21 protein-coding genes are annotated in these 22,469 nt (G+C 68.7%); 14 read left to right on the top strand and 7 right to left on the bottom strand.

Features of this window, described 5'->3' with window-relative positions:
- Window positions 1-245: 245 nt before the first annotated feature.
- Genes kamD through kce form a run of 5 tightly spaced genes read left to right on the top strand, consistent with a single transcriptional unit; the run spans window position 246 to window position 4,307 of the window.
- Window positions 246-1,802: a lysine 5,6-aminomutase subunit alpha gene (gene kamD / locus SYV04_RS18070; protein ID WP_321547049.1), complete on the top strand. Its 1,557-nt coding sequence runs from the start codon at window positions 246-248 to the stop codon at window positions 1,800-1,802.
- Window positions 1,799-2,275, top strand: coding sequence for a hypothetical protein (locus SYV04_RS18065; RefSeq protein WP_321547048.1), 477 nt, complete (start codon window positions 1,799-1,801; stop codon window positions 2,273-2,275). The genes kamD and SYV04_RS18065 overlap by 4 nt, the downstream gene beginning before the upstream one ends.
- Before the next feature lie 7 nt (window positions 2,276-2,282).
- Window positions 2,283-3,068, top strand: coding sequence for a lysine 5,6-aminomutase subunit beta (gene kamE, locus SYV04_RS18060; RefSeq protein WP_321547047.1), 786 nt, complete (start codon window positions 2,283-2,285; stop codon window positions 3,066-3,068).
- Window positions 3,065-3,460, top strand: coding sequence for a 3-aminobutyryl-CoA ammonia lyase (kal, locus tag SYV04_RS18055; RefSeq protein WP_321547046.1), 396 nt, complete (start codon window positions 3,065-3,067; stop codon window positions 3,458-3,460). Before kamE ends, kal begins: the two co-directional genes overlap by 4 nt.
- Window positions 3,461-3,479: 19 nt before the next feature.
- Window positions 3,480-4,307: a 3-keto-5-aminohexanoate cleavage enzyme gene (gene kce, locus SYV04_RS18050; RefSeq protein ID WP_321547045.1), complete on the top strand. Its 828-nt coding sequence runs from the start codon at window positions 3,480-3,482 to the stop codon at window positions 4,305-4,307.
- A gap of 8 nt (window positions 4,308-4,315) precedes the next feature.
- Here kce and SYV04_RS18045 read toward each other — a convergent pair whose 3' ends face one another.
- Window positions 4,316-4,759, bottom strand: a complete 444-nt coding sequence (locus tag SYV04_RS18045; RefSeq protein ID WP_321547044.1) for a hypothetical protein — start codon at window positions 4,757-4,759, stop codon at window positions 4,316-4,318.
- A gap of 76 nt (window positions 4,760-4,835) precedes the next feature.
- Here SYV04_RS18045 and SYV04_RS18040 point away from each other — a divergent pair, with 76 nt between their 5' ends.
- Both SYV04_RS18040 and SYV04_RS18035 read left to right on the top strand, forming a co-directional pair.
- Entirely contained in the window at window positions 4,836-5,612 is a 777-nt protein-coding gene (locus SYV04_RS18040) for an SDR family NAD(P)-dependent oxidoreductase (RefSeq protein WP_321547043.1), read from the top strand.
- A complete protein-coding gene (locus tag SYV04_RS18035) occupies window positions 5,602-6,396 on the top strand; it encodes a class I SAM-dependent methyltransferase (protein ID WP_321547042.1) in 795 nt (264 codons plus the stop codon). Before SYV04_RS18040 ends, SYV04_RS18035 begins: the two co-directional genes overlap by 11 nt.
- Window positions 6,397-6,399: 3 nt before the next feature.
- On the opposite strand, the gene SYV04_RS18030 is transcribed toward SYV04_RS18035, so the two are convergent.
- Window positions 6,400-7,983 (bottom strand): acyl-CoA carboxylase subunit beta, encoded by a 1,584-nt coding sequence (locus SYV04_RS18030; RefSeq protein ID WP_321547041.1) that lies wholly within the window; start codon window positions 7,981-7,983, stop codon window positions 6,400-6,402.
- A 78-nt stretch (window positions 7,984-8,061) separates the two neighbouring features.
- Here SYV04_RS18030 and SYV04_RS18025 point away from each other — a divergent pair, with 78 nt between their 5' ends.
- Together SYV04_RS18025 and SYV04_RS18020 are read left to right on the top strand one after the other, a co-directional pair.
- On the top strand, window positions 8,062-9,111 hold the full coding sequence (locus SYV04_RS18025; protein WP_321547040.1) for a hypothetical protein: 1,050 nt from the start codon (window positions 8,062-8,064) through the stop codon (window positions 9,109-9,111).
- A 10-nt stretch (window positions 9,112-9,121) separates the two neighbouring features.
- Window positions 9,122-9,616 carry an MmcQ/YjbR family DNA-binding protein gene (locus SYV04_RS18020; RefSeq protein WP_321547039.1) on the top strand — a complete coding sequence of 165 codons (495 nt, stop codon included), beginning with the start codon at window positions 9,122-9,124 and terminating at the stop codon, window positions 9,614-9,616.
- 21 nt (window positions 9,617-9,637) lie between these two features.
- Here the strand turns inward: SYV04_RS18020 and SYV04_RS18015 are convergent, their stop codons facing one another.
- The 3 genes from SYV04_RS18015 to SYV04_RS18005 all read right to left on the bottom strand — a co-directional run bounded on the left by SYV04_RS18015 (window position 9,638) and on the right by SYV04_RS18005 (window position 12,860).
- A complete protein-coding gene (locus SYV04_RS18015) occupies window positions 9,638-10,453 on the bottom strand; it encodes a CPBP family intramembrane glutamic endopeptidase (RefSeq protein WP_321547038.1) in 816 nt (271 codons plus the stop codon).
- Between the two features lie 145 nt (window positions 10,454-10,598).
- Window positions 10,599-11,252: a hypothetical protein gene (locus SYV04_RS18010; protein ID WP_321547037.1), complete on the bottom strand. Its 654-nt coding sequence runs from the start codon at window positions 11,250-11,252 to the stop codon at window positions 10,599-10,601.
- 48 nt (window positions 11,253-11,300) lie between these two features.
- Window positions 11,301-12,860 carry a ChaN family lipoprotein gene (locus SYV04_RS18005; protein WP_321547036.1) on the bottom strand — a complete coding sequence of 520 codons (1,560 nt, stop codon included), beginning with the start codon at window positions 12,858-12,860 and terminating at the stop codon, window positions 11,301-11,303.
- 114 nt (window positions 12,861-12,974) lie between these two features.
- Here SYV04_RS18005 and SYV04_RS18000 point away from each other — a divergent pair, with 114 nt between their 5' ends.
- Window positions 12,975-15,824, top strand: coding sequence for a TonB-dependent receptor domain-containing protein (locus tag SYV04_RS18000; RefSeq protein WP_321547035.1), 2,850 nt, complete (start codon window positions 12,975-12,977; stop codon window positions 15,822-15,824).
- On the top strand, window positions 15,824-16,657 hold the full coding sequence (locus SYV04_RS17995) for a 5'-nucleotidase (RefSeq protein WP_321547034.1): 834 nt from the start codon (window positions 15,824-15,826) through the stop codon (window positions 16,655-16,657). The genes SYV04_RS18000 and SYV04_RS17995 overlap by 1 nt, the downstream gene beginning before the upstream one ends.
- A gap of 22 nt (window positions 16,658-16,679) precedes the next feature.
- On the opposite strand, the gene SYV04_RS17990 is transcribed toward SYV04_RS17995, so the two are convergent.
- Together SYV04_RS17990 and SYV04_RS17985 are read right to left on the bottom strand one after the other, a co-directional pair.
- On the bottom strand, window positions 16,680-16,946 hold the full coding sequence (locus SYV04_RS17990) for a TIGR04563 family protein (protein ID WP_321547033.1): 267 nt from the start codon (window positions 16,944-16,946) through the stop codon (window positions 16,680-16,682).
- Window positions 16,947-16,954: 8 nt separating this feature from the next.
- Entirely contained in the window at window positions 16,955-17,158 is a 204-nt protein-coding gene (locus tag SYV04_RS17985) for a TIGR04563 family protein (protein WP_044186644.1), read from the bottom strand.
- Between the two features lie 499 nt (window positions 17,159-17,657).
- On the opposite strand from SYV04_RS17985, the gene tilS reads away from it, so the two are divergent.
- From tilS to folP, 3 genes are all read left to right on the top strand, one after another.
- Window positions 17,658-19,010 carry a tRNA lysidine(34) synthetase TilS gene (gene tilS / locus SYV04_RS17980; protein WP_321547032.1) on the top strand — a complete coding sequence of 451 codons (1,353 nt, stop codon included), beginning with the start codon at window positions 17,658-17,660 and terminating at the stop codon, window positions 19,008-19,010.
- A gap of 180 nt (window positions 19,011-19,190) precedes the next feature.
- Window positions 19,191-21,107 (top strand): ATP-dependent zinc metalloprotease FtsH, encoded by a 1,917-nt coding sequence (gene ftsH, locus SYV04_RS17975; RefSeq protein ID WP_321547031.1) that lies wholly within the window; start codon window positions 19,191-19,193, stop codon window positions 21,105-21,107.
- An 84-nt stretch (window positions 21,108-21,191) separates the two neighbouring features.
- Window positions 21,192-22,442 (top strand): dihydropteroate synthase, encoded by a 1,251-nt coding sequence (gene folP, locus SYV04_RS17970; protein WP_321547030.1) that lies wholly within the window; start codon window positions 21,192-21,194, stop codon window positions 22,440-22,442.
- Window positions 22,443-22,469: the final 27 nt, after the last annotated feature.

Here is a 22,469-nt window from a genome sequence, read left to right as displayed (position 1 = left end):
CTTCAAGGCAGTCTCCCGAGAGGTGGGGTGGGGAAGCGGGAGATTCCTTCAGCAGGGCCCGTGCCAGGGGTTTAAGTTCAATGAATTCAATGGTTTGAGGAAAGAAGTCGCCTCGGGTTCACCGAAATAGCGGTGAACATCCACTGTCATGTCGGTGGGCTGGGTTGCACCCAAATATCGGTGTGCGGTGGTTTGAAGGTAAGGAGGTTGAGCACTTTCCCTGGAATGGCGTTTAAGGTGCGTCCATGCCGGGTCCGTTCATTCAAGACGAGCAGATCGCCCACGCGCGCCAACTGGCGGAGGAGATCGTCAACCCGATCTTCGATCTGATCCGCCGTAACACGACCGTGTCCATCGAGCGCACCGTGCTGCGCTTCTTTGGGATTTCAGGTGCGGGGGCCCGCGGGGTGCCGCTGGCCAACCTGATGGTGGACAAGCTGAAGGCGGCCGGGGTGCTCAACCGCGGGGCGGCCTACTGGTACGGCCGCGCGCTGCACCTGGGTGCCAAGAGCCCGCTGGAGGCCGTGGAGCGTCTCACCGCGCTGCCGACCGAGAAGCTGGGGCCGCTGTCGCCCGAGGTGGAGCAGAACCTGCGCGCCGAGGTGCGCTCCGAGGCCCGCGCCGCGCTGGAGGACATCCAGGGGCGCATCGCCCAGCGCAACGAGCTCCGCAAGCAGTTCCCCATGTCCCCGCCGCCGCACAAGTACGTCATCGTCGCCACCGGCAACATCTATGACGACGTGGACCAGGCGCGCGCGGCAGCCCAGGCGGGCGCGGACGTCATCGCCGTCATCCGCTCCACGGCGCAGTCGCTCTTGGACTACGTGCCCCACGGCGCTACCACCGAGGGCTACGGCGGCACCTACGCCACCCAGGAGAACTTCCGCATCATGCGGGAGGCGCTGGACGAGGAGAGCCGGAAGCTCAAGCGCTACATCCAGCTCACCAACTACTCCTCCGGCCTGGCCATGTCGGAGATCGCCTTCTGCGCGGCGTACGAGAAGCTGGACATGCTGCTCAACGACGCGATGTACGGAATCCTCTTCCGCGACATCAACATGCGGCGCACGTTCATCGATCAGTACTTCAGCCGCCGCATCTGCGCCCTGGCCGGCATCATCATCAACACGGGCGAGGACAACTACATCACCACCGCGGACGCCTATGACGCGGCCCACACCGTCATCGCCAGCCAGTTCATCAACGAGTGCTTCGCCAAGCGCGCGGGCCTGAAGGACTGGCAGCTGGGCATCGGCCACTCGTACGAGATCGACCCGTACCGCCAGGACACGCTGCTGCTCGAGCTGTCGCAGGCCATGCTGGTGCGGCGCTGCTTCCCCGACGCGCCGCTCAAGTACATGCCGCCCACCAAGCACAAGGAGACGGACATCTTCTTCAGCCACGCGTACGACGTGATGGCGAACCTGGTGGCCATGTGGACGCGGCAGGGCATCCAGCTGTTGGGGATGATGACCGAGGCGATGCACACGCCGCTGTTGGCGGACCGCTACGTGGCGCTGAAGTCGGCCGCGTACATCCACCGGGCGGCGCGGGGCATCGACGAGGAGTTCACCGTGCGCGAGGACGGCAAGATCGCCGAACGCGCGCGCGAGGTGTTCGGCAAGGCGATGGAGCTGTTGGAGGAGTGCCACAAGGAGGGCATGGTGGCCGCCATCGGCAAGGGTCGCTTCGGCGACGTGAAGCGCACGGAGACGGGCGGCAAGGGCCTGGACGGTGTGCTGGAGAAGGGGCCGGACTACTTCAATCCGTTCCTGGAGATCCTGGAGGGTACGCACTCATGATCGGAACCGTGCTGATGTTGGTGCTGGCCGCGGGCAAGGGTGGCTCGGCGGACGAGCTGGTGAAGCACCAGGCCAAGACGCTGTCCCTCAAGGTCCCGGCCGCGTGGGAGCGCTCGGTGGAGGAGGGGACGCAGAAGTTCAAGGCGCCCTCCAAGGACGCCTTCTTCCTGCTGGACGTGGGCGCGGTGCAGACGGCGGGCATGCAGCCGGACGTGTGCCTGCAGAAGATCCTCGCCAGCGTGGGCGGCGAGGGCTGGGAGCGCGTGAGCCTGGGGGCCAACCCCGCCGCCAAGAAGGTGGAGGTGGACGCCACCGAGGACGGCGTGGACAAGGTGGAGACGCACACCTTCGTCGGCTGCAACGGCAAGACGACCTGGTCGCTGGTCTTCTCCATGAACCAGAAGAAGAAGGAACGTTTCGAGCCGCTGGCGCTGAAGATCGCCCAGAGCGTCTCGTACTCGAAGGGGAAGTGAGCGCCTCATGGTGAAGCCGACCAAGCAGATCATCCGCCCCTATGGCGATCGCCGGGACGACGGCGTGGTGCAGCTGTCGTTCACGTTGCCGGTGCCGCTGTCGGAGAAGGCCAAGGAGGCCGCCTCCCAGTTCGTGAAGAAGATGGGGTTCTCGGACGTGAAGGTGGCCGCCGCCGAGCGCGCCGCGGACAACTACACGTTCTTCATCGTCTACGCCCGCTCGGGCATGTACATCGACTATGCCGAGATCGATGTGCCCGAGGTCATCGTCAAGAAGATGGGCTTCGATGACCTCAACGCCTTCATCCAGGAGAAGGTGGGCCGGCGCATCGTCGTCTTCGGCGCGTGTACGGGCACCGACACGCATACGGTGGGCATCGACGCCATCCTCAACATGAAGGGCTACGCGGGCGACTACGGCCTGGAGCGCTACCCCTGGTTCGAGGCCTTCAACCTGGGCAGCCAGGTGCCCAACGAGGACCTCGTCGCCAAGGCCATCGCCAAGAACGCGGACGCCATCCTGGTGAGCCAGGTGGTGACGCAGCGGGATGTCCACAAGGACAACTCGCGCCAGTTCATCGACGTGGCCAAGGCCAAGGGGCTGCACGGGAAGACGATCCTGCTGCTCGGTGGGCCTCGGGTGGACCACAAGCTGGCGCTGGAGCTGGGCTTCGACGCGGGCTTCGGGCCGGGCACCAAGCCCTCGGACGTGGCCAACTACATCGCCCACGCGCTCCTGAAGAAGCTGGGCAAGGAAGACCCGAACATGCACTACCAGGGAGAGCCCACGTGAGCACCACCAAGGCCATCATCCGGCTGCGCATGAGCAGCCATGACGCGCACTACGGCGGCAACCTCGTGGACGGGGCGCGCATGCTGGGGCTGTTCGGCGACGTGGCCACCGAGCTGTGCATCCGCCACGATGGGGATGAGGGCCTGTTCCGCGCGTATGACGCGGTGGAGTTCCTGGCGCCCGTGTACGCCGGGGACTTCATCGAGGCGGAGGGGGAGATCGTCACTGTCGGCAACACGTCGCGCAAGATGCGCTTCGAGGCACGGAAGGTGATTCGGCCGCGCACGGACGTGAACGATTCGGCGGCGGATCTCTTGTCGGAGCCGGTGGTGGTGTGCCGTGCTTCGGGCACCTGCGTCGTTCCCAAGGACAAGCAGCGCATCCAGCGGTAACCGAGGAAGGGGCCTACCCATGAGCAAGCCGATGGTCATTACCGCCGCGATGGTAGGGGCGGAGACGACGCGCGAGCAGACGCCGCACCTTCCCATTACGGCGGAGGAGATCGCCGAGGACGCGGCCAAGTGCCGTGAGGCCGGCGCGGCGATGGTCCACCTGCACGTGCGCACGGCGGACGGCAAGCCCTCTCAGGACGCGGAGCTGTTCCGGGCGGCCATCCGGGCCATCCGCAAGCGCACGGACGTGCTCATCCAGACGTCCACGGGTGGCGCGGTGGGCATGACCGTGGACGAGCGCTGCGGCCCGCTGACGCTCACGGGGCCGGACCGGCCGGACATGGCGACGCTGACGACGGGTACGGTGAACTTCGGCGAGGAGGTGTTTTGGAACCCTCGCCCGCTGGTGCGGGACATCGCGAAGCGGATCCGGGCGCTGGGCCTCAAGCCGGAGCTCGAGTGCTTCGACGTGGGGATGATCGACGAGGCGCGCTACCTGGCCAAGGAGGGCCTGGTGGACCTGCCGGCGCACTTCGACTTCGTGCTCGGCGTGCCGGGAACGCTGGCGGCGCGGGCCGAGGTGCTGGACTTCATGATCTCCTCGCTGCCGGAGGGAAGCACCTGGACGGTGGCGGCGGTGGGGCGGCACCAGTTGCCGTTCGTGGAGCTGGCGGCGGAGCGGGGCGGCAACGCCCGGGTGGGGCTCGAGGACAACATCTACGTGTCCAAGGGCGTGCTGGCCAAGGGCAACTGGGAGCTGGTGGCCGATGCGGCGAAGCGGGCCCAGGCGAAGGGTCGCACGCTGGCGACGCCGCAGGAGGCGCGGCAGCTCCTGCGCCTGTCGTAGGCGCGAGCTCAGCCGACGAAGAGCAGCAGGCGCTCCTCGGGTTGGAGGGGCGCTCGGATGCACTGGAGCAGGAAGTCCCGCCCGGCCCGGAGGATCTCCGGAGGGCACTGGAACTCCATCCCCATCAGGGGCCACTCGTCCTCGGCGGGCCCCAGCATCTCGATGGCCTCGGCGAGCCCGGGACCTTCGCCGGGCGCCAGGCAGGCCACGAGGCTCGTGTGGCGCCGCGAGAGGGCCGCGAGGTCCGGCTCCGTCGTATCGAGCGGCAGGCGCAAGTCGCGCTCTTCCAGCTCCGCCAGCACCACGTTGATGACGTGGCCCGAATGCTCGAACCGCGCCACCACCCGGGCATCTCGCTTGAGCTGGCGCCAGAACTCAGCCCCGGGCTGAGCGCGGCCGAGCTCGGCGAGCTGGGGCAGGGTGACGGCGTAGGCGCTCGCGAGCTGGGACATGGAAGTCCATCGTAGATACGCATCGCCCGATCGGGGCAACATCGACGATGGGCAGGTAACGTCAGGAACCTGATTCATGGAAACCGAACTGAGCGGCAAGGGCGTCCTCGTCACGGGCGGCGCTGGGGGAATCGGCACGGCCATCGTGCGCGCCTTCAAGGAAGAGGGAGCGCGGGTGGCGGTGCATTACCGGACGAACGAGGACAAAGCCCTCGCGCTCGCCAAGGACGTGGGCGGAGTGGCCCTGCGCGCGGACCTGACGGCCGAGGCCGAGGTGGATGCGCTCGTCCCCGCGGCGGTGAAGGCGCTGGGTCGGCTGGACGTGGTGGTGGCCAACGCGGGGCACTGGCCGTCGGCGGACGAGCCGGTGTGGCAGATGTCACTGGCGCGCTGGCGCCAGACGATGGCGGAGAACCTGGACAGCGTCTTCCTCACGTGCCGTGCCTTCCTGCGGCACGTGGCCACCACGGGGACGGGGAGCCTGGTGATCGTCAGCTCCACGGCGGGCCTCTTCGGTGAGGCGGGACACGCGGACTACGCGGCGGCGAAGGGCGCGCTGGCCAACGGCTTCTTGAAGAGCCTGAAGAACGAGCTGGGGCGCATCGCTCCGCTGGCGCGGGTGAACGTGGTGTGCCCGGGCTGGACGGAGGTGGATCGCAACCGGGCGAAGCTCCAGGACCCGGCGTTCCTCAACCGGGTGACGCGGACCATGGCGCTCCGCAAAGTCGGTCAGCCCGAGGACGTGGCGCGAGTCATCGTGACACTCGCCTCGGACCGGGTCTCCGGGCACGTGACGGGCGAGGTGGTGACCATCGCTGGAGGCATGGAAGGACGGGTGCTGCATGAAGGCTGACGTGGATGTTCGCGAGTACAACCGCGAGGCGTGGGACCGGCAGGTAGCCACGGGCGACCGGTGGACGGTGCCCGTGAGTCCGGAGGTCATCGCCGCCGCGCGCCGGGGCGAGTGGAGCGTGGTGCTGACGCCGCGCAAGCCCGTGCCTCGGGAGTGGTTCGGCGACTTGAAGGGCAAGGAAGTCCTCGGCCTGGCGAGCGCGGGCGGGCAGCAAGGGCCGGTGCTGGCGGCGGCGGGGGCGCGGGTGACGATCTTCGACAACTCGCCCGCGCAGCTCGGGCAGGACCGGATGGTGGCGGAGCGCGAGGGCTTGTCAATCCGGCTCGTCGAGGGAGACATGCGGGATCTGTCCGTCTTCCCGGACAACAGCTTCGACCTCATCTTCCACCCGTGCTCCAACTGCTTCGTGGAAGACGTGCGGCGCGTGTGGCGTGAGGCCTTCCGTGTCCTCCGGCCGGGAGGGGCGATGCTGTCCGGGTTCTGCAACCCGATCGGCTTCCTGTTCGATCCCGAGGAGGAGTCGAAGGGGGTGCTGACGCTCAAGTACCGGATGCCCTACTCGGACTTCACCAGCCTTACCGACCAGGAGCGGCGCCGGTACACCGACAAGGGCGAGCCGCTGTGCATCGCGCACTCGCTGGAGGACCAGATCGGCGGGCAGCTCGACGCGGGCTTCCTCCTCGCCGGCTTCTTCGAGGACAAGCACGTCGAGGGAGATCGACTCTCCGAGCACCTCCCTACGATTTGCGCCACGCGTGCGGTGAAGCCCGGTCCGGCGAAGTAGGCCTCAGACCGGGGAGATCTCCCGGCGGCGGAAGGGGCGCTCCACCTTCTTGTTGGCCGTGCGCTTGAGCGCCCGCGCCAACAGCCGCCGCGTGTCCCGCGGATCCACCACGTCGTCCACCATGGCCAGGGCCGCCGTGCGCTCGATGCGGATGTGCTGGCGCAGGTTGTCCGAGAGCTCCTTCTTCATCGCCTCGGCCGCCTCGGGGCTCTCGGCGCTCTGCAGCAGCTTGCGCGCCGCGATGGACACCATGCCCTCCGGTCCCATCACGCCGATCTCCGCTCCCGGCCAGGCGAGCAGCAGGTCCGGCTCGAACGCCCGGCCGTTCATCACGTAGTAGCCCGCGCCGTAGCCCTTGCGCACCACTACCGTGAACTTGGGCACCGTGGCGCTCGCCACCGCGTACATCATCTTCGCTCCGTGGCGGATGATGCCCTGCTGCTCCACCTTCGTGCCCACCATGAAGCCCGGCACGTCCTGCAGGAACAGCAGCGGGATGTTGAAGGCGTCGCACAGGTTCACGAACCGCGCCGCCTTGTCCGCCGCGTTCACGTCCAGGATGCCGCCCAGGTACATCGAGTTGTTCGCGACGATGCCCACCGGGTAGCCGTCGATGCGCGCCAGGCCCGTGATCAGGTTGCGCGCCCAGCGCGGCTTGAGCGGGAAGAACTTCCGCTCATCCACCAGCGACAGGATGACCTTGTGCATGTCGAACGCCTGCCGAGGGCTCTCCGGCACCACCTTCAAGAGGTCCTCGTCCCGTCGGTCGAACGGATCCGTGGAGGCACGGCGCGGCGGCTTGTCCTCGCAGCTCGACGGGAAGAACGACAGGTACTCGCGCACCGCGGTGATGCACGTCGCGTCGTCCGGGTACTCCGCGTCCGCGACGCCGGAGATCTCGTTGTGGACCTTGGAGCCGCCCAGCTCCTCCTCCGTCACCTTCTCGCCGACCACCGACTCCACCAGGTACGGGCCGCCGATGGCGATGGAGCTGGTTCCCTTCACCATGGGCACGAAGTCCGCCAGGGCGGGGATGTAGGCCGTGCCCGCCGCGCCCGGGCCCACCATCGCCGCGACCTGCGGAATCACCCCGCTCATCACCACCTGCTCGCGGAACAGGTAGCCCGTGTCCGCGAAGCCGGCGATGCGCCGCGGATCGATGCCCGAGGACGCATCCAGCCGCGCTCCCGCCGAGTCCACCAGCCACACCATGGGGATGCGGTTCTTGAGCGCCAGATCCCTTAGCCGCGCCACCTTGCGCTCGCCAATCTCGCCGATGGAGCCGCCGAACACCGTGAAGTCGTAGATGGCGGCGGCCACCGGACGACCGTCGATCTCTCCCGTACCGGTGATGACGCCGTCGGCGGAGGAGGGCTTGTCCGCCTCTTCCTCCTCCGGGAGGTTGCCGTGGTGGGCCGCCAGCAGCCCCAGTTCCTCGAAGGTGCCTGGATCGAAGAGCAGCTTCAGGCGCGAGCGGGCGTCCAGCTTGCCCTTGGCCTTCTGGCGCTCGACGCGCTCGGGGCCTCCCATGCCCTCGTTGCGGCGGCGGTGCTCGGCGAGCTTCTCCACGCGATCCTTCATCTTCATATGGCGCACTCCCACGAGGTGACTGCCGCATCAAACCCACTTGGAGGGGCGACCGGAAGGATAGAGTGAGCCGTGTTCGTGAACTCCTCGCGTGTGGCGCTCTGCGCCTGTGTGCTGCTGCTGCTCGGCGGGTGCCCGCAGGAGGGCGCGCCGGACACGCCGCGTGGCCGCGTGGAAGGGCAGGTGGCGGGCCCCGGCGTCCTTCAGGGGGATGCGTACGTGTTCCTCTTCGCTCCGGGCGAGGGGCCTCCCCAGGGCCCTGCGATTCCCCGGTATGTCACCGCTGTCTCCTCGTTGCGGCTGGAGGCGGGGGATTCGCGCTATCGGTTCTCCGAGGTGCTGCCGGGGCCGTACCGGCTCTGGGGGTTCCTGGATGCGAATGGGGACGCGGACCTGTCCGTGGATGTGCTGGCGCAGCCGGGCGCCGGGGATTGGAGCCCGGAGGCAGGGGGGGAGGTGGAGGTTGCAGCCGGTGAGGCGGTGGAGCAGGAGCTGACGCTGGCCCGGCGGATGCGCCATGGGCCTCCCGCCTTCCGGGTGGCGGGGGAGGGGACGGATGGCGGCGTGGTGACGTTGGAGGACGCGCCGCTGTCGCTGGTCTCGCTCTCCGTAGAGGCCGATGGCCTGGGACTCCTGCGCGGCGAGGAGGCTCGGTTCTTCGTCCGACTGCGGGATGGAGACGGAGACGGGGACGGGGATGATCTGAACGGTGACGGGGTTCCGGAGTTGTTCCCCCAGTTCTTCCTGCGGTTCGTTCCTCGGCCAGGGCAGGCGGTGCCCCGGGAGTCGGATGGAGGCGTCTCCCAGGTCATCGTGCCCCTGCTCATCAACCCGCTGCCCTTCGTCTCGGTGCTCCAGGGGGATGTGACCCGCGAGGCGTCGGCGGAGAGCCTGCAGCTCTTCGTCGTCCCTCAGGCGCAGGTCGTCTCGGTGGCTCCGGACGGAGGACAGGCGCTCACGCCCTTGGGCGCCATCCCCGTGGGCGAGTACCAGCTCTGGGCGCTCTCCGCCGAGGGAGCGTTCTGGTACGTACCCAATGTGCTGGGCGACCGGGACTCGGAGGCGCTGCGCTCCCAGGCCTTGCGGTTCCGGATCGTCCGGAGTGACTCGCGGGACGGAGGGGGCTAGATAGGAGCCCATGTCCGCGACCAACAGCCTCGACAATCCGCATGAGCTGGCGCTGCGCGACTTCGCGCTCGGCTACCCTGGCACCCATGAGGACATGCCCTGGGGCCACCGCGCCATCAAGGTGAAGGGCAAGGCCTTCCTCTTCATGGGACACGAGCAGGGGGGGCTGGGCCTCTCCGTGAAGCTGCCCCACTCCAAGGACGCGGCGTTGATGTTGCCGTTCGCCACGCCCACGGGCTACGGGCTCGGCAAGAGCGGCTGGGTGTCGGCCAGCTTCGCCAAGGGACAGAAGCCTCCGATCGAGATGCTGCGCCAGTGGATCGATGAGAGCTACCGCGCCATTGCCCCGAAGAAGCTCGTGGCGCAGATCGGCTCGGCGGCGGAGGCCCCGAGCGCCCCTGCTACGAAGAAGAAGGTCGCCGCGCCGCGAGTGCAGAAGGCCGCTGCCCCGAAGACGCCGACGACTCGCAAGAAAGCCGGGACGGCGGCGAAGCGTACACGCTGAGAAGGGGCGCGCGGCGGGGACTCAGGCCGCCACATGTCTCCGCACGCTCTTTCCCAGCCACCACCACCCGCCCGCGAAGACGGCCGCCGAGCCGAAGAACAGTGCGATGAGGGGAGGGCCGCTCAGCAGGTTCGCGGCCATGTTGGAGGTGGTGTTGCTGCTCGACGTCCCCACCAGATAGCAGAGCAGGTTGCTGGTGGCATGAACCAGGATGCAGGGCAGCAGCGAGCGCGTCTTCCAATAGAGCCAGCCCAGGAAGATGCCCATGAGGGCGCCCGCGATGCCCTGCCAGGGGTTCAGATGCACCACCCCGAACAGCAACGCCGACACGGCAATCGCCGTGGACGGCCGATAGTTCTTGAGCAGCCCTTCGAGGATGAGCCCACGAAACAGCACTTCCTCCAGCAAGGGCGCTAGGAGCACGACGGAGGCAAAGGAGAAGACGTTGGGGCGCAGAGCCTCGTCCATGACCTGCTCGTACCACCCCGGTGTGGGGAGCAATCCGATGAGCACGGTGAGGATGAACCCCATGAAGACGGTCAGGATGCAGGCCATCGCCAGGATGCCCGCTGGCACTCGCGTGAAGCGCAGGGCAGGCCGCTCGCCATCGAGCAGGGACTTGTTCCGCAGCCCTCGCCGGATGGTGAGCCCGACCGCCAGACCATACCCCACCAATCCCAACGCGGATTGAATGAGGGGGTTGGTGTTCAGGGGGGCTGGCAGAAGCGCTGCGAACGACTCGAAAGGCAGTGCCACCACGATGGCGAAGGCAATGAACACCAGCATCAGCCCCGCGGCCTGGCTGATGCTCGGATAGAAGATCTTCGAGCGGTCCATGGGCGTTCAGCTCCAACTCGAACGGGGTGGATTCACGGCGACACCCCTCAAAGTTGGAGACACCCAACCCTTCGGCAAATAGAAAATGTGGCTGACAGCCATCGGCTAAATCGATGGCCTGGGCTCGGCTGTGCGGCGGCTTACGTCACTTCAGACGCCGGGGCGAGCTGAGCTGCCGCCCGACCTTCAGCGTGCGGACCAGGGCCAGCGGGAAGAGCAGCAAGCTGACCAGGACGAGATTGAAGGGGAGGATCCTGGGCGAGGGAGTGAGGTGCAGCTCCGTTCCCAGGAAGTAGAGGGCCACGGCGCCAGGCAGCGGCCAGCACAGCAGGCCAGCGTACAAGCTGAGCCGGTGGAACCACTGCCGCTGTCCCAGCCAGATGCCCGCGAGGACGAACAACGGGTGTGGGGGCCAGAGCAGATCGTAGACGTGGACGAAGGAGTCACTCCAGAGCACGGAGAAGACCTTGGAGAGCAGGAACACCCCGCCGAAGGCGATGCCGCCGTGGACGAAAGCGCTTCTTCCCGGGTGCCTGCGCGCGACGAAGTCACCGATCGCCAGGCTCGCGATCACTCCGAGAAACGCCGAGCCATAGAGGTCCACGCGCTCGCGCCACAGGGGGCCGCCGGCGGAGAAGGCGAGGGCGGGCAGTACTTTCAACCGCACCAGGGTGGGCCATCCCACGCTCAGGGACACGGCGATGGCCTGTGTGACGAATCCCCGAAGGGCGGTTCTCAGTTCGGACGGAGGCGCACCGGAACTCACCCCGCTGTGTCTGCCGTCGATCACCTTCTCCATGCGTCATTCCCCCCGCAGGGAACGTAGCACAGGCGCCCTGGCGCTCGCTCAGGCTCCGCTGACGCGGTGGACCCAGTGGAAGTAGGCGCCGCGCGGGTCCGGCAGGGAATCTCGGAACAACGTGCGGATGTCCGCCTTCTCCACCCGGCCCGTGTCGAAGGCCCGGTACAGCGCGTCGCCCAGCTGGTAGCCCAGCGCGTGGCTGACGCCGTGGAAGAGCCGGTCCTTGCGCAGCGGGAGCAGCTTCACCGCCTCGTCCGGCCCCTCCGTCTCCGCCGCCTTGTGCGCCAGCACGAACGCGGCGATCTGCCGATCCACGCCTCGCGTCGATGCGAACCGCCGTGCCCACTCCGCGGGCCCCGCGCAGCCGCGCCTCGGGTTCACCAGCTTCGAGCCGAAGAACCCCAGCGCCTCCTCCATGCACCGCGCGTAGAACGCATCCGAGGCCCGCCGTGGTGCCTCCATCGCGTCTCCCACCGCGCAGTGCCGCACGAAGTGCGCCGCCTCTTCCGCTGCGTGGTTCAGCGACAGCGAGGCCAGGTACGCCGTGCGCGCCCGGGGAATGTAGCTGCTCTCCCGCGACAGGATGTGTCGCCGCAGTTGCCCCAGCTCCGCCTGGGTGAAGCGCCCGCGCTGCTGGATGCGCGAGAGCACATCCTCGTCCGCCGCGGTCGCCACCTCCACCTCGTCCAGCGCCCGGCCGATCGGCACTCCCGCGAGCCGGGCGATCAACCCGGACATCTCCCGGAAGCGCTCCGCCGCGCCGCGCTCCCGGATCGGCGCGTCACCGGTCTCGGCCTCCAGGTAGTCCAGGAAGCTTTGCTGGCACACCACGGGGGAGGCGTTGAGCAGGCAGAGCGAGCCGTCCTGCAGCTCCACCGCCTCCACCGCGCCGGCGCGGCTCTCCCGCGCCAGCCGCCAGTAGACGCCCTCGCAGTTCTGGTACACCACCAGCCCCCGGCGCGCATGTGCCGCCCCGAGCGCCCGCTCCACCTGCGCCGGAAGGTGGCATGGCGTCACGTGGTACTGGCCCACCAGCACCAACACCAGCGGGCGATCCTCGGCCCGAGCCACCCGGGCGATCCGCTCGGCCGCGTACGCATCCCGCAGCTCCAGCGAGCGCTCTCCCTGAACCCGCCGATCGATGCCCACCACCTGCAGGCGGTGGCGCCGGGCGAAGGAGAGCAGGGGACGGAAGCCCGACCACCCATCCACGCCGACGCCGGGCGCTCGACCCAGCCGATCGAGCAAGGCGCGCTCTGGCAGCTTGCCCTCGAGATACGCGTCCAGCGGGGCCTGATGCCGTCCCTCGACGCACTCCAGCGCCAGGACGACCCGACGGCCTGTCTCCAGCGCCCGCTCCACCAACCCGAGGTACGTCTCCTGGGCCAGGGGGAGCGTGTGGTAGTCGCCCACGTACACGACATCGGCGGCACGCACCCGCTGGTGTACCGAGGTCAGGGGCAGTTCAAGGCGGTATCCCGCCGTCCGCCGCCGATAGCGGGCCTCGTAGGCCCGAAAGGCGGAGGTCTGACCTTCGACGGCACGGGCAATCTGGGCCTTCTGCCGGCGAAACAGAGCAAGGTGGAGGGCAAGCGACGCACGCATGAAGAGCGGCGAGCAAGGTCGCACGCACTTCCGGGGGCGGCAAAAAAACGGCGGCACCCTCCCACCCCCCTTCCTTGACTTGGCAGGTAGTGGCAATGGACCATCGTCGTGCTCTTGAAGAACGCTCTCGCACGCTCGACGCTCCTCGTACTCGTGCTCCTGGTGGCGCTGCCCGCTCCCGCCGAGGAGCAGGCGGTCCTGTTGCACACCGCACCCTCCCGGGCCGAGGCGGATCAGCCGCTGAAGCTCGAAGGCACCCTGGTGGATGACGCCAACCGGATGTCGGAGCTGGTGATCCGCTATCGGGGGCCCGGCGAGCAGTACACCGATACACCCCTGGAGCGGCAGTACGGCGACCTGTACCGGGGCGCCATCCCCGCCGAGCACATGGTGCCTCCTGGCGTCGAGTACTACGTCGAGGGCATCCTCAAGAGCGGGGAGCGCGTGCCCCTGTTCCAGACGTCCGCCCGGCCCACCCGCGTCCTCGTGGCCGGAGAGCTCCCGCGCACCAAGACGCCCGTGGCGGAGACCCGCGAGCCGCCGCCGCCCCCTCCGCCCGCCAAGGGCACTCCGCGCCCCACCAAGAAGCCGGCTGACCGGGATGACGACGCCCTGGCCGTGCTCGCCGCGGATCTTCCAGAAGGGGAGCCCGCCGCGGTCCCGACTCCCGCCCCGCGCACCGGAGGGCGCAAGTCCGGAGCGCCCGCGCCTTCCAAGTCCACCCCGGCGTCTGCTCCCGCGTCGAAGCCCGCCCCGGTGGCGGCCGCCCCGGTAGAGTCCCCTCCCGAGGCTTCCTCGGAGCCCTCCACGGCGCCCGCGAGCAAGAGCTCCGTGCAGCGCTCGGAGCTGGAGGAGGATCTGGCCCTCTACAGCGCGGAGGACCCGCTGGCGCTCGCCACGCGCCACGCGGAGTCCGTGGCCCGGGTGCCCGCCATCGCCGCGACCTTGGGGCGTGAGCAGCTCCAGGCGCTCGGGGCGCGCACCGTGGCGGATGTGCTGGACGTGGTGCCCGGGCTCACCGTGAGCCGGGACGTGCAGGGCTTCCACCGCGTCGCCGTCCGAGGGCTGCGCAACGACGCGGAGGTGCTCTTCCTCCTCAATGGCCACCGCCTCAACAACTTCTTCGATGGCCGGGCGCTGATGAACCTGCCCGTGGAGAACCTGGACCGCGTCGAGGTCATCCGCGGTCCGGGCTCGGCCCTCTACGGCGCGGGGGCGTTCCTGGCCGTGGTCAACCTCGTCACGGACCACAGCGAGGGGGTGCGCGTCACGGCCTCGGGCGGCGGCTTCCCCAATCAGGACGAGTCGGCGGGGCTCACGCTGGATGGCCATGCCTCCACGGGCCTGACCGCCGGCAACCTCAAGCTCTACGGCGACCTGGACGTGTGGTCGCAGGGCGGGGACTCGGTGGCCATCGACCAGGACGCGCTCTCCGCGGACACGCTCAACCAGGAGCTGCGCGAGGCCGACCAGCCCGCAGGTCGCACCCATGACGAGCGCCTGCTGTTCAACGTGGGCGTGGGCATGTCCTACAACCTCGGCGACGCCGGGCGCGTCAGCTCCTCGGTGCGCTTCATTACCGAGGACCGCCAGGCACTCATGGGGCTGTTCGACTCGGTGGGCGAGGACTCGGAGCTGAGCTGGAGCGTGGCGCTGCTGGATGTCGAGTACGAGCGCCCGGTGGCCGAGGGCATCGTGCTGCGCCTGCGCGGCTACGGCGATCAGCAGAACACCCGCCGGCTCTTCCAGATCACCCCCGACAAGTTCCGCACCGGGGACGCGGCCAACCAGATCTTCCCCGAGGGCATGCTGGAGCAGACGCGCGTCACCGTGCGCACCCTGGGCCTGGGCGCGGACACGGACATGGCCCTGGGCAGCGCCAACCGCCTCTCGCTGGGCGTGGTGGCCGAGATGCAGATGCTGGGCAACTACGAGTACGCGACCAACTACACCGTGGACAATCGGATGCGGCCGACGCTCGCCCCGCCCGAGGGGCTGGTGGACGTGACGGAGCTGGCCGATGGCGCCGCCACCCGGCGCATGACGTTGGGCTTCTTCGCCCAGGACCAGTGGACGGTGGTCGAGCCGCTGACGCTCACCTTCGGTGTGCGCGTGGACGCCACCCAGCTTCCCACCACGGATGACGATGGCGTCATCAACGGCACCCGGCTGGTGCCCAGCATCAACCCCCGCGTGGGCCTGGTCTTCGCCGCCACCGACTCGCTGGTGCTCAAGGCGCTCTACGGGCGGGCCTTCCGCTCGCCCACGCTGCAGGAGCTGGTCGAGAGCATCCCCAACAGCGACTACAACCAGGGCCGCTTCGAGGGCAACCCGCTGCTGAGCCCCGCCACCGTGGACACCGTGGAGCTGGGCGTGGACCTCATCCAGGCCGCCGGCGACTCGCGCGTGCGCCTGCGTGGCAACGCCTTCTACGAGCGCTTCCACTCGCCCATCATCCCGGTGGACATCACCGGAAACATCATCCCCCTGCGCAACCGCGAGCTGGGCGTGCGCGTCTACGGCGTCGAGGCCGAGGCCCGCCTGGAGGCCTCCAAGCGCGCCAACGCCTGGGTCAACGCCAGCTTCTTCCGCGCCGAGGACCTGGAGCTGCCCTCCCAGTCGCGCCTGCTCACCGACACCCCCCAGGCGCGCTTCAACGCGGGCGTGTCCATGCCCATCGGCGACTGGGTGAACTTCGACGTGGTGGTGCGCGCGGGCGCCGAGCGCCGCAACAACAGCCGCTCGGTGCTGGAGCTCATCCGCCGCTACGAAATCCCCGCCTACAGCCTCATCACCGCGCAGCTGCGCACCGAGCCCATCGCCGAGCACTTCGAGGCGGCGCTGGTGGCCCAGAACCTCTTCGACCATGACCTGCGCGATGACGTGCCCCGCCCGGACCGCGTCCCGGGCCTGCTGCCGCGCGAGGGCCAGTCCGTCTATCTCACCCTGAGGGCCCGCTACTGATGATCCGCCCGCTGCTCGCCGCCCTCCTGGCCGCCGCGCTCGTCCCGGGCCTCGGCTGCCTGGCGTACAACGATCCGTGCCAGCCGCTCGTGGCCAACCCGGACGCCGTCATCGGCATCCTGGGCGAGAACGTCTACCTGGACCGGCCCTTCGCCCGGCACGACAACAACGCCCTGGGGCAGATGGCCGCTGACGCCTACCAGCATGCGGAGGATGACTCCGGAGACCTCGCGGGGCGCGCGGAGCTGGGCATCATCAACGGTGGCTCCATTCGCGCCGAGGGCCTCTGCATCAACCGCACGGTGCTGCCCAGCGGCCCGCTCACCGACGGCGTGTTCCACGAGGTGCTCCTCTTCGAGAACCGCCTGGTGACGGTGAACCTCACCGAGCAGCAGCTGGTGGACATGATGGAGCACTCCGTGGGCAGCCTCTTCCCCGAGGGGCAGCCCATCGGCACACCATTCGGCGGCTTCCTGCACGTCTCCGAGAGCACCACCGTGCGCGTGGACTGCGGGCGCCCCCGAGGCCAGCGCGTGCTGGCGATGCAGGTGGGCAATCGCGCGGTGCAACTGCCGCCGCGCGCCAACGTCTTCTACCGGGTGGCCATGGCCGACTTCCTCCTCCAGGGAGGCGACGGCTACGGGCCCATCTTCGCGGGCGCAGGGCAGGACCCCGCACGCAACCCGGTGCAGTCACGCAAGCTGGGCGGCGTGGACTCCAACATCGCCTCGGCCTACATGAAGTCGGTCTATTCGAGCGATGCGCGGCCCCTGCGCGAGGCCAGCCGCATCGTCTTCGAGAACTGCGCCAGGCCCTCCCGGCCCACCCGCTGAGGGGGCCGGGAGCAACGGCCCGCTACTGGGGCTTGGGCTCGCCGTCGGTCGGCGCCGCCGCCGCCACGGGGGCAGCCGCCGGCACCGGCGCGGGGGTGACCGGCTTGGGCGCCGGCGTGAGCACGTCATTGACGGACGGCATCTTGCGGATGTCGCCGCGGGCTACCTTCCAGGCCTGCTGGACGATCCACGAGAGCGAGCGGTCCTGCCGCGTCGCCTCGCGCTGGATCTCCTCGAGCATGTCCTCCGGGAAGTAGAGACTCTGCTTGCGATGATCGGTGGACGACATGCTCGTGTTTACTCCTCGCGAGGATCTTGGCGTTCGTCGCCGGTGACATCATTGACGGCAGGGAAGGCCTTGATGCGCTCGCGGGCGATCTTCCACGCCTGCTGAACCACCCACGACAGGGAACGGTCCTGGCGGTTCGCCTCCTCCTGGATTTCCTTCAACATCTCTTCGGGGAAGTACAGCGATTGCTTGCGCTTGTCGGTGCCTGCCATACCGAGTCTCCGGAGCGGATGCGAGGTGACGACCTGAGACACACCGGGGGGGTTATCCGACAGACGAACTAGCCGGTCAACGGTTTCAACGCCCCTTTCGACGGGGTGCGCCATCCGACAGTCAAGAGACTTCTATCGGAGCGGAAGCATCCCGGGAGCGTGGAAAAGGAGGGGAGATGGGGGCGGAGGTAGGACCTCGAAACGGAGCCCCAAAAGGGAAACGCCCCGGGCTTCTTCGAGAAAGAAGCCCGGGGCGCTCCGGAAAGAGGGACCGCGGAGAACAAGTCTCAGCGGTCCCGTGGACCCAGAGGGGGAGGGGGGGGACCCCTAGGTCCAACGCTATGAAGTTTCGAAGATCAATATTCTCAACACCCGCTGCCGCCCCAACCATTCCCCCCATCGTCCGGCTATGAGGAGCATAAGAACCACCCCCACCACCTTCAACCGACGGTGCTCGATGTAACCGGGCCGTTGGAAAATCCATTCCCCCCTCTGACCGATGCGCCGCACCGGCCCTGCCACCGCATTGATAACGACGACGCTCGAAGCGGCGTACCGGTACTTCGGGCTGGAGCGCCGTTCGGTGCTGATCGCCGTCTCGGGGGGAGCGGACTCCGTCGCGCTGCTCGAGGGCACGGCCCGGGTGTGCGGGCGACTGGGCCTCTCGGTGGAGGTGGCCACGTTGGACCATGGTCTGAGGCCCGAGGCGGTAGAGGAGGTGCGGGCGGTCGAGCGGCTGGCCGCGCTCCATGGCTTCCCGTGCCACGTGCGCCAACTGCGCCTGAAGGCGGGAGCGGGCGTGGAGCAGCGCGCACGCGAGGCGCGGTACGCGGCGCTGGAGGCCGTTCGCCTGGAGCGGGGGCTGGCGGCGATGGCCACCGCGCATACGGCCTCGGACCAGGCCGAGACGCTCCTGATGCGGCTGGCGCGGGGCACGAGCCTGCGAGGCGCGGCAGGCGTCCTGTCGCGAAGGGGCACGCTCGTCCGCCCGCTGCTCGAGCGCACGCGTGGGGAGATCGAGGCGTTCCTTCGCGAGCAGTCGGTGGGCTTCGTGGTGGATCCGATGAATGAGGACCCTCGGCTCTTCCGCTCGCGGGTGCGCCACGACGTGCTGCCCGCGCTCTCCCGGGCGGCGGGTTTCCCGGTGGCGCGGCAGCTGGCCTCCTTCGCGCGGCTGGCGGCCGAGGACGACGCGCTGCTGAGCGAGCTGGCGGACACGGCCTGGCGCCGGCTGGTGCGGCCGGAGGGGAGCCTGGACGCGGTGGGCGTCCGCGCGCTGGAGCCCCCACTGAGGCGGCGGGTGCTCTCACGGCTGCTCGCTCAGGTAGGAGCCGTGGTGGATGACGCCACCCTCGCGCGGGTCCTCGAAGCAGTGGCGCGGGGACGGTCCGCGACCCTGAGCGCGGGCCTCCAGCTCCGAGCGGCGGGAGGCAGTGTGCGCTGTGTCCGCCCCCAGGGCGCTTCGCGCGGCACATTGACGTTGGAAGGAGCGGGGGCCGCGGGTCTTCTAAAGGGTACGGGCTGGCGCTTCCAGGTGAGCGCTCAGGCCGCGCCGCCAGGAGCGCTGGTCCTGACGCTGCCCGAGGACACGCGCTGGCCGCTCACCGTGCGAACGCGCCGAGCAGGCGATCGGGTGTCAGGTGCCCAGGGATCGCGAAAGCTCCAAGATGTGTTCGTGGACCTTCGAGTGCCCGCCGAGCGTCGGGATCTCCAGCCCGTGGTGACGGACTCCGAGGGGCGACTGCTCTGGGTCCCGGGGATCTGGGGGCCGCCTGGCCGTAAGCTGGTTGGCGGACAGTCGCTCTGGGCGCTGCCTCCCATCCCGAGCGACGGGGGCAGCGCTCCGTTATAGAGTCTGCACAATGAGGGGCGGAGGATGGGCACAAGGCCCTAAATAGTTGGGGGCTCTTTGGTGTTGCTGATACGGTCCGAGGCAGGGCAGTTCGCCAAGCGTCGGACCAAGTCATTGAAATAGCTGGAGGAATTCCAGCGCGGCCCGCATTCCGCCGAGCTTTGAAAGGGCAGCAAACACGTGCGTTCGACTTACAAGACCATCGGACTCTGGGTCATCCTGATCGTCCTGTTCGTGGCCTTCTATAACTTCTTCTCCCAGGGCAACGAGCAGGTACAGGAGCCCAGCTTCACCCAGCTACTGGCCAAGGTGGAGGACAAGAAGGTCAAGGAGATCGCGGTCAAGGGCAACACGTACTCGGGCAAGTACGCCGACACCAACGAGAAGTTCCGGACGACGGGCCCCGCGCCGGACTCCACCATGCTCACGAAGCTGCAGGGCATGGGCGTGGACGTGAAGTACGAGAAGGAGGAGCAGAACAACCTGTGGTTGACCATCCTCGGCCAGTGGATGCCGGTGGTCTTCCTGTTCCTGTTCTTCATCTTCTTCATGCGCCAGCTGCAGGGCGGTAGCGGCAAGGCGATGACCTTCGGCAAGTCGAAGGCCAAGCTCCTCAACGAGAGCCACAACAAGGTGACGTTCGCCGACGTTGCTGGCGCCGATGAGTGCAAGGAGGAGCTGGAGGAGATCGTCGCCTTCCTCAAGGACCCCAAGAAGTTCACCAAGCTGGGCGGCCGCATCCCGAAGGGCGTGCTGATGATGGGCTCGCCGGGTACGGGCAAGACGCTGCTGGCCCGCGCGGTGGCCGGTGAGGCCGGCGTGCCGTTCTTCTCCATCTCCGGCTCGGACTTCGTGGAGATGTTCGTGGGCGTCGGCGCCAGCCGCGTGCGCGACCTGTTCGAGCAGGGCAAGAAGAACGCCCCCTGCATCATCTTCATCGATGAGATCGACGCCGTGGGCCGCCACCGTGGCGCGGGCCTGGGCGGCGGTCACGACGAGCGCGAGCAGACGCTCAACCAGCTGCTGGTGGAGATGGACGGCTTCGAGTCCAACGAGGGCGTCATCCTCATCGCCGCCACCAACCGTCCGGACGTGCTGGACCCCGCGCTGCAGCGTCCCGGTCGTTTCGACCGCCGCATCGTGGTTCCGCGGCCGGATCTGAAGGGCCGCCTGGGCGTGCTCAAGGTGCATACGCGCCGCGTGCCGCTGGCTCCCGAGGTGGACCTCGAGGTCATCGCCCGCGGAACGCCGGGCATGACGGGCGCGGACCTGGAGAACCTGGTGAACGAGTCGGCGCTGATGGCCGCGCGTCAGAACAAGGACCGCGTGGACCTGAGCGACTTCGAGGCCGCCAAGGACAAGGTCTTCATGGGCCCCGAGCGCAAGTCCATGATCATGACCGAGAAGGAGAAGCGGAACACGGCGGTGCATGAGGCTGGCCACGCGCTGTTGGCCAAGCTGCTGCCCGGCTGCGACCCGCTCCACAAGGTCACCATCATCCCGCGCGGCCAGGCCCTGGGCGTCACCTGGAGCCTGCCCACCGAGGACAAGGTCAACGGGTACAAGAAGCAGATCCTCGATCAGATCACCATGGCGATGGGCGGTCGGCTCGCCGAGGAGATCATGTTCAACGAGATGTCCAGCGGCGCGGCCAACGACATCGAGCGCGCCACCGAGACGGCGCGCGCCATGGTGTGCCGCTGGGGCATGAGCGACAAGCTGGGGCCCCTGGCGTTCGGCAAGAGCGAGGGCGAGGTGTTCCTCGGCCGCGACTTCAGCGCCACGAAGGACTACTCCGAGGACACGGCGCGGCAGATCGACGCCGAGGTGCGCGGCATCGTCCTGGGCTCCTATGAGCGCGGCAAGCAGCTGCTCACCGAGAACCGGGACGCGCTCCAGCGCATCGCCGACGCGCTCGTGGAGTACGAGACGCTGGATGCCGAGGACGTGAACATCCTCCTGCAGGGTGGCGCGCTGACCCGTGAGCGTCCGCCTCCGCGCGTGACGGCTCCTCCGAAGTCCACCGAGAAGAAGGACAAGCGGAAGATCCTCGACGCGCTCGAGTCCATCCCGAAGATGGAGCCGAACAAGGCGTGAGCCTGAGGCTTCGGTAGAACCCAAGGCCCTCCCCGCGCAGTGCTGGGAGGGCCTTCTTGCGTTTATCGCCCTGGAGCCCGCGTCATGATTCGCGCCCACCCGCTGCTCGCCGAGCGTCCAGCGGAGATCGATCTCGCCTTCCGCCGCATGGGGCTGCCCACCAGCGCCCGTGAGTACCTGCTGGAGAAGCTGCCGCAGTACCGGCTGCTGCTCACGGGGCTGACGCGGGTGGAGGGCCGCTTCCTCAAGGGTCTCTTCGAGGCGTCCACCGCGCCGGGGCGGGAGGAGTTCCCCGTCTACGTCGCGGGAGACCCGCGCACCCGGCTGGGCAGTGGGCTCCTGGTGGGACGGCGCGAGCAGTTCGATCGGCTGATCTCCGCGGCGCGGGAGAACGCGGAGCTCGCCGAGCTGGCAGGCGCGCTTACCCGAGCGCTGGAGACGGTGGCCACGCCGGCTCCGCTCGTGCTGGGCGGGCGGACCTTCGAGTTCGGTGCGCGCACCTATGTCATGGGTGTGGTGAACGTGACGCCGGACAGCTTCTCGGACGGCGGGCAGTTCGCCACGCCGGACACGGCGATCGCCCACGGACTGAGGTTGGCCGAGGCGGGCGCGGACGTGCTGGACGTGGGCGGGGAGACGACGCGGCCGGGCTCGAAGCCGGTCTCCGCCGAGGAGGAGCTCGCTCGGGTGCTGCCCGTCATCCAGGGACTGCGCGCGCACACGCAGGTGCCCCTCTCGGTGGACACCACCAAGGCGGTCGTGGCCCGGGAGGTGCTGAAGGCGGGCGCGACGCAGATCAACGACATCAGCGGCTTCCACTTCGACGCGGAGCTGCCGCGCGTCGTCGCGGAGGCGGGCGCGGCCTGTTGCCTCATGCACATTCAAGGCACTCCGGAGACGATGCAGCAGGCGCCTCGCTACGAGGACGTGATGGACGAGGTACACGCCTTCCTGGAAGAGGGTGTGGCGCGCGCCGTGGCGGCCGGTGTGGCCCGGGAGCGCATCCTGGTGGACCCCGGCATCGGCTTCGGCAAGACGCTAGGACACAACCTCTTCCTGCTGCGCCGGCTCGCGGACCTGCGCGTGCTGGGGCTGCCAGTGCTGGTGGGCACCAGCCGCAAGGGCTTCCTGGGGACGCTCACTGGCGGCAAGCCCGCGAGCGAGCGCCTGGCGGCGACCCTGGGCTCGGTGGCGACGGTGGCGGCCCTGGGGGGTGCTGACTTCGTCCGGGTACACGACGTGGCGGAGGCGCGCGATGCCCTCTCCGTGGTGGACGCCATCCGCTCCGCCACCGAGGGCGGCACGCTCTACGCCTCGGGCAAGGTGGGCGGCTGAAGGGACAGGTGATCCCTTGGAATACGC

This window comes from Hyalangium ruber (genome assembly GCF_034259325.1).
GTDB classification, from domain to species: Bacteria; Myxococcota; Myxococcia; order Myxococcales; family Myxococcaceae; genus Hyalangium_A; species Hyalangium_A rubrum.
Note: the sequence above shows the minus strand (reverse complement) of the source record. Positions and strands in the feature narration are given on the sequence as shown.

Bases quoted from the DNA above. Each gene is read 5' to 3' on its own strand.
- SYV04_RS18010 (WP_321547037.1), bottom strand. From the start codon at position 11,252: ATGGAGAAGGTGATCGACGGCAGACACAGCGGGGTGAGTTCCGGTGCG.
- SYV04_RS17990 (WP_321547033.1), bottom strand. From the start codon at position 16,946: ATGTCGTCCACCGATCATCGCAAGCAGAGTCTCTACTTCCCGGAGGAC.
- SYV04_RS18005 (WP_321547036.1), bottom strand. From the start codon at position 12,860: ATGCGTGCGTCGCTTGCCCTCCACCTTGCTCTGTTTCGCCGGCAGAAG.
- SYV04_RS18040 (WP_321547043.1), top strand. From the start codon at position 4,836: ATGGAAACCGAACTGAGCGGCAAGGGCGTCCTCGTCACGGGCGGCGCT.
- SYV04_RS18065 (WP_321547048.1), top strand. From the start codon at position 1,799: ATGATCGGAACCGTGCTGATGTTGGTGCTGGCCGCGGGCAAGGGTGGC.
- folP (WP_321547030.1), top strand. From the start codon at position 21,192: ATGATTCGCGCCCACCCGCTGCTCGCCGAGCGTCCAGCGGAGATCGAT.
- kamD (WP_321547049.1), top strand. From the start codon at position 246: ATGCCGGGTCCGTTCATTCAAGACGAGCAGATCGCCCACGCGCGCCAA.
- kce (WP_321547045.1), top strand. From the start codon at position 3,480: ATGAGCAAGCCGATGGTCATTACCGCCGCGATGGTAGGGGCGGAGACG.
- SYV04_RS18045 (WP_321547044.1), bottom strand. From the start codon at position 4,759: ATGTCCCAGCTCGCGAGCGCCTACGCCGTCACCCTGCCCCAGCTCGCC.
- SYV04_RS18035 (WP_321547042.1), top strand. From the start codon at position 5,602: ATGAAGGCTGACGTGGATGTTCGCGAGTACAACCGCGAGGCGTGGGAC.
- SYV04_RS17995 (WP_321547034.1), top strand. From the start codon at position 15,824: ATGATCCGCCCGCTGCTCGCCGCCCTCCTGGCCGCCGCGCTCGTCCCG.
- kamE (WP_321547047.1), top strand. From the start codon at position 2,283: ATGGTGAAGCCGACCAAGCAGATCATCCGCCCCTATGGCGATCGCCGG.
- tilS (WP_321547032.1), top strand. From the start codon at position 17,658: ATGCGCCGCACCGGCCCTGCCACCGCATTGATAACGACGACGCTCGAA.
- SYV04_RS18030 (WP_321547041.1), bottom strand. From the start codon at position 7,983: ATGAAGATGAAGGATCGCGTGGAGAAGCTCGCCGAGCACCGCCGCCGC.
- SYV04_RS17985 (WP_044186644.1), bottom strand. From the start codon at position 17,158: ATGGCAGGCACCGACAAGCGCAAGCAATCGCTGTACTTCCCCGAAGAG.
- SYV04_RS18020 (WP_321547039.1), top strand. From the start codon at position 9,122: ATGTCCGCGACCAACAGCCTCGACAATCCGCATGAGCTGGCGCTGCGC.
- SYV04_RS18015 (WP_321547038.1), bottom strand. From the start codon at position 10,453: ATGGACCGCTCGAAGATCTTCTATCCGAGCATCAGCCAGGCCGCGGGG.